Source organism: Vibrio sp. Vb1574 (assembly GCF_033338675.1).
In genome coordinates, this window is the sequence record NZ_JAWOTC010000075.1 from 1 (window position 1) to 6,369 (window position 6,369).

The 6,369-nt window shown below is 42.7% G+C and carries 5 protein-coding genes and 4 tRNA genes; 3 read left to right on the forward strand and 6 right to left on the reverse strand.

All coding sequences use genetic code 11. The features are described from left to right. Positions 1-180 precede the first annotated feature (180 nt). The 4 genes from R7O12_RS23365 to R7O12_RS23380 all read right to left on the reverse strand — a co-directional run bounded on the left by R7O12_RS23365 (position 181) and on the right by R7O12_RS23380 (position 576). Positions 181-256 (reverse strand) — tRNA-Thr (locus R7O12_RS23365). 13 nt (positions 257-269) lie between these two features. Then, positions 270-344: transfer RNA gene (locus R7O12_RS23370), tRNA-Gly, on the reverse strand. A 35-nt stretch (positions 345-379) separates the two neighbouring features. Beyond that, positions 380-464: transfer RNA gene (locus R7O12_RS23375), tRNA-Tyr, on the reverse strand. 36 nt (positions 465-500) lie between these two features. Further along, positions 501-576: transfer RNA gene (locus R7O12_RS23380), tRNA-Thr, on the reverse strand. Positions 577-781: 205 nt separating this feature from the next. Here R7O12_RS23380 and coaA point away from each other — a divergent pair. After that, positions 782-1,705, forward strand: a complete 924-nt coding sequence (gene coaA, locus R7O12_RS23385) for a type I pantothenate kinase (RefSeq protein WP_005388683.1) — start codon at positions 782-784, stop codon at positions 1,703-1,705. A gap of 7 nt (positions 1,706-1,712) precedes the next feature. On the opposite strand, the gene birA is transcribed toward coaA, so the two are convergent. Then, a complete protein-coding gene (gene birA, locus R7O12_RS23390; RefSeq protein WP_033907505.1) occupies positions 1,713-2,678 on the reverse strand; it encodes a bifunctional biotin--[acetyl-CoA-carboxylase] ligase/biotin operon repressor BirA in 966 nt (321 codons plus the stop codon). Further along, a complete protein-coding gene (gene murB, locus R7O12_RS23395) occupies positions 2,675-3,718 on the reverse strand; it encodes a UDP-N-acetylmuramate dehydrogenase (protein WP_318126438.1) in 1,044 nt (347 codons plus the stop codon). Before murB ends, birA begins: the two co-directional genes overlap by 4 nt. Positions 3,719-3,819: 101 nt before the next feature. On the opposite strand from murB, the gene R7O12_RS23400 reads away from it, so the two are divergent. Continuing rightward, positions 3,820-4,251 (forward strand): GNAT family N-acetyltransferase, encoded by a 432-nt coding sequence (locus tag R7O12_RS23400; RefSeq protein ID WP_031781233.1) that lies wholly within the window; start codon positions 3,820-3,822, stop codon positions 4,249-4,251. 71 nt (positions 4,252-4,322) lie between these two features. Next, a complete protein-coding gene (pssA, locus tag R7O12_RS23405) occupies positions 4,323-5,663 on the forward strand; it encodes a CDP-diacylglycerol--serine O-phosphatidyltransferase (protein WP_033907507.1) in 1,341 nt (446 codons plus the stop codon). The last annotated feature ends 706 nt before the right edge of the window (positions 5,664-6,369 follow it).

Genomic DNA, 6,369 nt, shown 5'->3' on the forward strand with positions numbered 1-6,369 from the left:
TGTTTTACCGTGGTCAACGTGGCCGATAGTACCAACGTTAACGTGCGGTTTCGTACGTTCAAATTTTTCTTTAGACATGAGTGGTCCCTCTAGGTACGGATTTAGGTGGCCCAAATTGACCACGCAACCAAAAAAAGATAATTGGTAAATCTAATATCAAAAGGAAATAAACTTGAGAGCTGGTGCTGATAGGCAGACTCGAACTGCCGACCTCATCCTTACCAAGGATGCGCTCTACCACCTGAGCTATATCAGCACTCAAATTAGAGTGGAGCGGGCAGCGGGAATCGAACCCGCATCATCAGCTTGGAAGGCTGAGGTAATAGCCATTATACGATGCCCGCAACACGTAACTCTGAGAGCTATTTCCTAAAGAATATGGTGGAGGGGGACGGATTCGAACCATCGAAGGCAGTGCCGGCAGATTTACAGTCTGCTCCCTTTGGCCACTCGGGAACCCCTCCAAATTTTCAAGCCATTCAGACTACTAAAGGAAAGAATGGTGCCGACTACCGGAATCGAACTGGTGACCTACTGATTACAAGTCAGTTGCTCTACCTACTGAGCTAAGTCGGCATAAGTGGTGCGCATTCTATTGAATGATTTTCTAGGTTGCAATAGTAATTTGAAAAAAAATCATAAATTTCGATTTTTTAGATTCGTTTGCTGCAAATTCGTACAAACTTAGCTTTTTTAAAGCAAACTTCGACCTTTGTCGTTTGCTTTGAAGTTCGCTTGATGTATGTTCTTGCTTCTATTAAACCAAGGATAAAAGAGACCCATGAGTCCATTTTTGTCATTTGACCGTGCAAATTGGGCCGAGTTAAGAAACTCTGTACCGATGACACTTTCTGAAGACGACTTGACTGCGCTTCAGGGCATTAATGAAAACCTAACCATGGAGGAAGCGGTAGAGATCTACCTTCCTTTGTCTCGTCTTTTGAATCTGTATGTCCAAGCTCGTCAAAGCCGCAATTCCGTATTACAACAATTCTTAAATACAGAGGAACATGCTCCCCCTTTCGTAATTGGTATCGCTGGCAGTGTTGCTGTAGGCAAAAGTACGACTGCTCGTATTCTAACGGCATTGCTTTCTCGTTGGGAGAATCATCCCAAAGTCTCCTTGGTTACAACAGATGGCTTCCTATATCCGAAAAAAGTACTAGAAGAACGCGGTATCATGCATCGTAAAGGCTTCCCTGAATCCTATGATATCAAGCGTTTAGTCGAGTTCATGTCTGACGTAAAGGCAGGAAAGCCCGATCTTGAAGTACCCATCTACTCTCACATCACGTATGACATTACTGATGAACTAAGAAAAGTGGATAGACCGGATGTTCTTATTATTGAAGGTTTAAACGTTCTGCAAAGTGGAATGGACTATCCACATGACCCGCATCGTGTCTTCGTCTCTGACTTTTTAGATTTTTCAATTTATGTCGACGCAGAAACAGAGACCATTGAACATTGGTATGTAGAACGCTTTTTAAAGTTTCGCCAAGGGGCCTTTACGAAACCTGGCTCTTATTTTAGCCACTACACACAACTCTCTGTCGATGACGCAAAGAAAAAAGCGAAGCAAATTTGGCATGATATTAATGGGCTCAATTTAGAATTGAATATTCTTCCAACTCGTGAGAGAGCCCACTTGATTCTACACAAAGGCGTTAACCACTTGGTTGATAAAGTCTCGTTGCGAAAGTAATCGAAGATTAGTCACTTTTACGCAACGAGATTTCACCACCAATATAAGTCTCTAGTCCTTGGGAGGTTTCAATTAATATTCCACCTTGATGATCGATGCCTCGAACGACGCCATATACCTCTCTAGGACCAATAAGCAGTTTGACCTGACGATTAAGGAAATTGTCTAACCGATTCCAACGTTCGATAAAGCCAGTAAGTCCTTTCATTTCATATTCGACAAGTGCGGAATTCCAATGCTTGATAAGTGTCATTGCTAGAACATTTCTATCGATCTTGAGACTCTGATTTACTTGGTTCAACGTGGTCCATGGCTGGTCAATCTCAGGCTGGTCGTCAGGCATTCCAATATTCAGGCCCATCCCAATCACTAGATGAGCAGCCCCACCGGCCTGACCCGACATTTCAACCAAGATTCCGGCCAGTTTTTTATCTTGATAATACAAGTCATTCGGCCACTTGAGTTTAACACCTTGCATGCCTACTTCTTCCAGAGCTTCCACTGCGGCAATCCCAATCACCAAGCTCAAGCCCATTGCCGCAGCCATTCCCGCATCCAGTCGCCAATACATAGAGAGATATAAGTTAGAGCCAAACGGTGAGACCCATTGTCTACCGCGGCGACCACGCCCTTGTGCTTGATATTCAGCAATACAAACACGGCCCTTTTCCGAATCCACGACTCTGTCGAGCAAATACTGGTTCGTTGAGTCAATCACAGGGACAAGTTCAACAAGTGACTCCGAGCTAGTGGTCAGGAGTGTCTCGTCTAACAACTGCAATGGTGAAGCTAATTGGTAACCACGCCCTTGCACTCGATAAATATCAATACCCCATTCACTAAGACCTTTAATGTGCTTAGCGATTGCCGCTCTGGAAACATTAAGATCGTCGCCCAACGCTTCTCCTGAATGAAACTCTCCATCACTTAATAACCTTAAAATATGAAGTTTCGTAGAGTGATCTTTTCTCATCTAGATGCCTCGATCTGAGTCAAATTCGTCTCCCCGGTACGATTGAGAAAGCGTACTTCATGCTCAAGTATGATTTGGTATTTATCCCATACCGTCTGCTTCACTAAAGAAGCAAGCGCGACAATGTCATCAGCACTACAATTATCCATGTTGGTCAAAACCAAAGCTTGCATAGGGTTGACCTGCGCACCGTGTACAGACTTCCCTTTTAATCCACACTGATCGATAAGCCAACCAGCAGCAATTTTCATTCCTCCAGAAGCTGGGTAGGCCACTACGTTAGGGGATTTTTTTGTGAGTCGATCATAGTGATCTTGCGTGATCACTGGGTTTTTAAAGAAACTACCTGCGTTACCTATCTTGGTTGGATCTGGCAGTTTTGCCTTTCGCACTTGGCATACTCGTTCGAAGATAGAAGCAGGGCTGAGTTGTTCTTCTGGGATACTTTGTAAAGGACCGTACTGGTTAATCGGCTGCCATTGCTTCGCCAACTTAAGCCCTAATGCGGTGATAAAGCACTTTCCGTGCAACGCATGTTTAAATATGGAATCCCTATAGGCAAACTCACAGTCTTGGGCGTGCATTCTTTTGTTTTCAAACGTAGTTAGATCAAGAACATCTACATAATCACAGATGTCTTTTAGCTCTAGGCCATACGCACCAATGTTCTGAATAGGAGCCGAGCCAGCACAACCTGGAATCAAAGCTAAGTTCTCGATCCCACCGATCCCCTGATTCACACACCAGGAAACCAATTCAGGCCAATCTTCACCACCGGCAATATGTAATAGGTAGTGCTCATCCGTTTCCGTGACTTCTTTACCCATGATTCGATTAACAATCACTAATCCCTCAAAATGTTCTGTAAAAAGAACATTACTTCCTTTACCTAAAAAAAGTTTCGGTAAATGGGTGAATCTTGGGTTTTGAAATAGCTCAATAACATCTTCAAGCGACTCAACGATAGCTAAATAGGAACACGATTGTTCAATTCCAAAAGTATGGTAAGCCTTTAGGCTCGCATTTGTTTTAATTTGCATAGTAGGTTTGCAACACCAGATAAGATTCTCTTAAACTGTCGACATTCTACATTAGTTATCTTTTAACCGCAGTGACAATACCAGACTCATTAATCATAGAAGTGTTAAATCCCATCAAGCTCCCCCTCATTAAGAAACTATACAAAGCGTATTACCCTGCGGGTCGAGCCAAAAAAGATGAATTGATCATTACAGCAAGCCATAAAGGTGAAATCATTGCGTTACTACGTTTAAAAAGTGTAGATAAAGTTCGTCTATTGACAGGAATGTTGGTCATTCCGAAAGTTAGGGGAACAGGGATTGGAAAAGAACTACTAACTCATTGTAAAAACAATGTTTTCACTGATGGCGATTATTGCTTCGCGTTTACACATCTCGAATCCTATTATTCCAAGCATGGATTCACAACAATTGATTGCTCTGAGCTACCACACCCGCTAAAAATGGCATTTCAACGTTATGTAGATAGCGGTAAAGATCTCATTCCAATGCAATTCATCTCTTCAACGACATCAAAACGCGTGCTTTTGTAGCCAGGTAAATCATATCTTTGATAAAATGGCAGGTTCGCAATATTGCACTAAACTAAGGTACTCATACCGATATGATAGTAAGTAGGAATCCATTCGAACAGTTGCCAAGTCTCGCTGTCAATCCGGAAGACTTTGATGTTCTGTATTCAGCAGAATCATTCAGAACCCGTCTTTTAGATGCTATCAGCAAAGCAACGTCGCGAATTTACCTAGTCGCTCTATATCTGGAAGATGATGAAGCTGGACGTGAAATTCTCACTGCGCTTTATGAAGCGAAACAGCGCAATCCTGGGTTGGACATCAATATCTGTGTCGACTGGCATCGAGCGCAGCGTGGCCTGATTGGTGCGGAGACATCTGAGGGTAATTCAGCGCTTTACAAAGCATATGCCAGCAAATACCAACACCCAATCCCTGTCTATGGCATACCAGTGCGTGGCAGAGAAGTTTTTGGGGTACTGCATTTAAAAGGCTTCATTGTCGATGATACTGTTATCTACAGTGGGGCGAGCTTAAATAACGTTTATCTCCATTATCATGAACGTTATCGATTTGATCGTTACCATGTGATTCGACATGAATCTTTAGCGAATTCAATGGTGCAATTCATTCAGGAAGAAATGATTGCTCACCCTGCCGTTAATGATCTTGCAGGAAAAGATAAGCCAGAAACCAAAGAAATTAAGTCGGCGATTCGCCAACTGAGGGCTTCTCTTGCTCAAGCCAATTATAAGTTTGAAGACCAAGCTGCAACAGAAGAAAGCGTAAAAGTCACTCCGTTAGTTGGGCTAGGCAAACGCCGTAATCTACTCAATCAACAGATTGTAAAGTTATTGGCAGCAGCCCAAGACGAAATTTTCATTTGTACGCCTTACTTTAACTTCCCTAAAGCACTTCATCGTGAAGTGAAACGAGCCATGAAGCGTGGTGTGAAAGTAACTATTGTTGTGGGTGATAAAACCGCCAACGACTTTTACATTGCACCTGAGGAAGACTTTAAAACCATTGGCGGACTTCCATATCTTTACGAAGTGAATTTACGTCGCTTTGCGAAAACCAATGAAGCGAATATCGCCGCACGTAAATTGTCAATTCACCTATGGAAGCATGACAATAACAGCTTCCACCTTAAGGGTATTTGGGTTGATAAACGCTATATGCTACTTACTGGGAATAACTTAAATCCACGTGCTTGGTCACTCGACCTAGAAAATGGACTACTCATACAAGACAATTATGCGAAGCTCACTGAGAAGTTTGAAGACGAAGTTTCGCGTATTCTTGAGCATACTCACCTTATCTGTACTTATAAGCAATTAGAGAAAGTAGAAGACTATCCTATAGGGGTACAGCGACTGGTCAGAAAAATTACCCGCCTAAAGGCAGATGGTGTTTTAAAGCGTATTCTTTAGACATCATTTCTCGCTCTAAAGTACGTCGAGATTTTTATACTAAGCCAACCGCTTTAGCAGTTGGCTTTTTCATATAATCCATTTGGAATACTTAACTATTTTCTAGTACCGCTAGTGAGCACATAACCACTTAGATCTAGAGCGACTCTCTTAATGGGTTTGAGCTTTGACGTTTGTGAGTTATTCCGCATAGCTTACAGCCTCGAGCTAAGCTCCCCCTCTCTGTTCTGGCGCTTCTTACCCCTTGGCGATATATTTTTTCTGAGACTCATCAAATGTTCAGCGTCGAAAATCATCACCTCGCTAATGAAGAGCTCCTTCAATCTTTCACCTTCCAATTCTTTTCAAGTCGTTTGATTTTTGAGCCAGGAGAGATTGGAGGTATATATGACGCTTTTCTGGATTATGCGCACAGTTCGTTTTTTCTTTCTCATCAAGATTCAAGCCGTTGAATGCCTTTGAATACCATAGATTACTTAGGTTTGTTTGTAGGTCATATTGTCTTTCCACAGCATCAACGGCCTATATTAATTAAAGCCTAGTGTGTAATCACGCAGAGTTCGCTTAGTAGGGATTATGGGGAGTAGTCTAGTTAGGTGTAAACACACTTCAGGGAAACGCCGCAGTAGAAACGAAAAAAGCCTCAGTCTTTCGACTGAGGCTTAATATAAGTGGCGGAGTGGACGGGACTCGAACCCGCGACCCC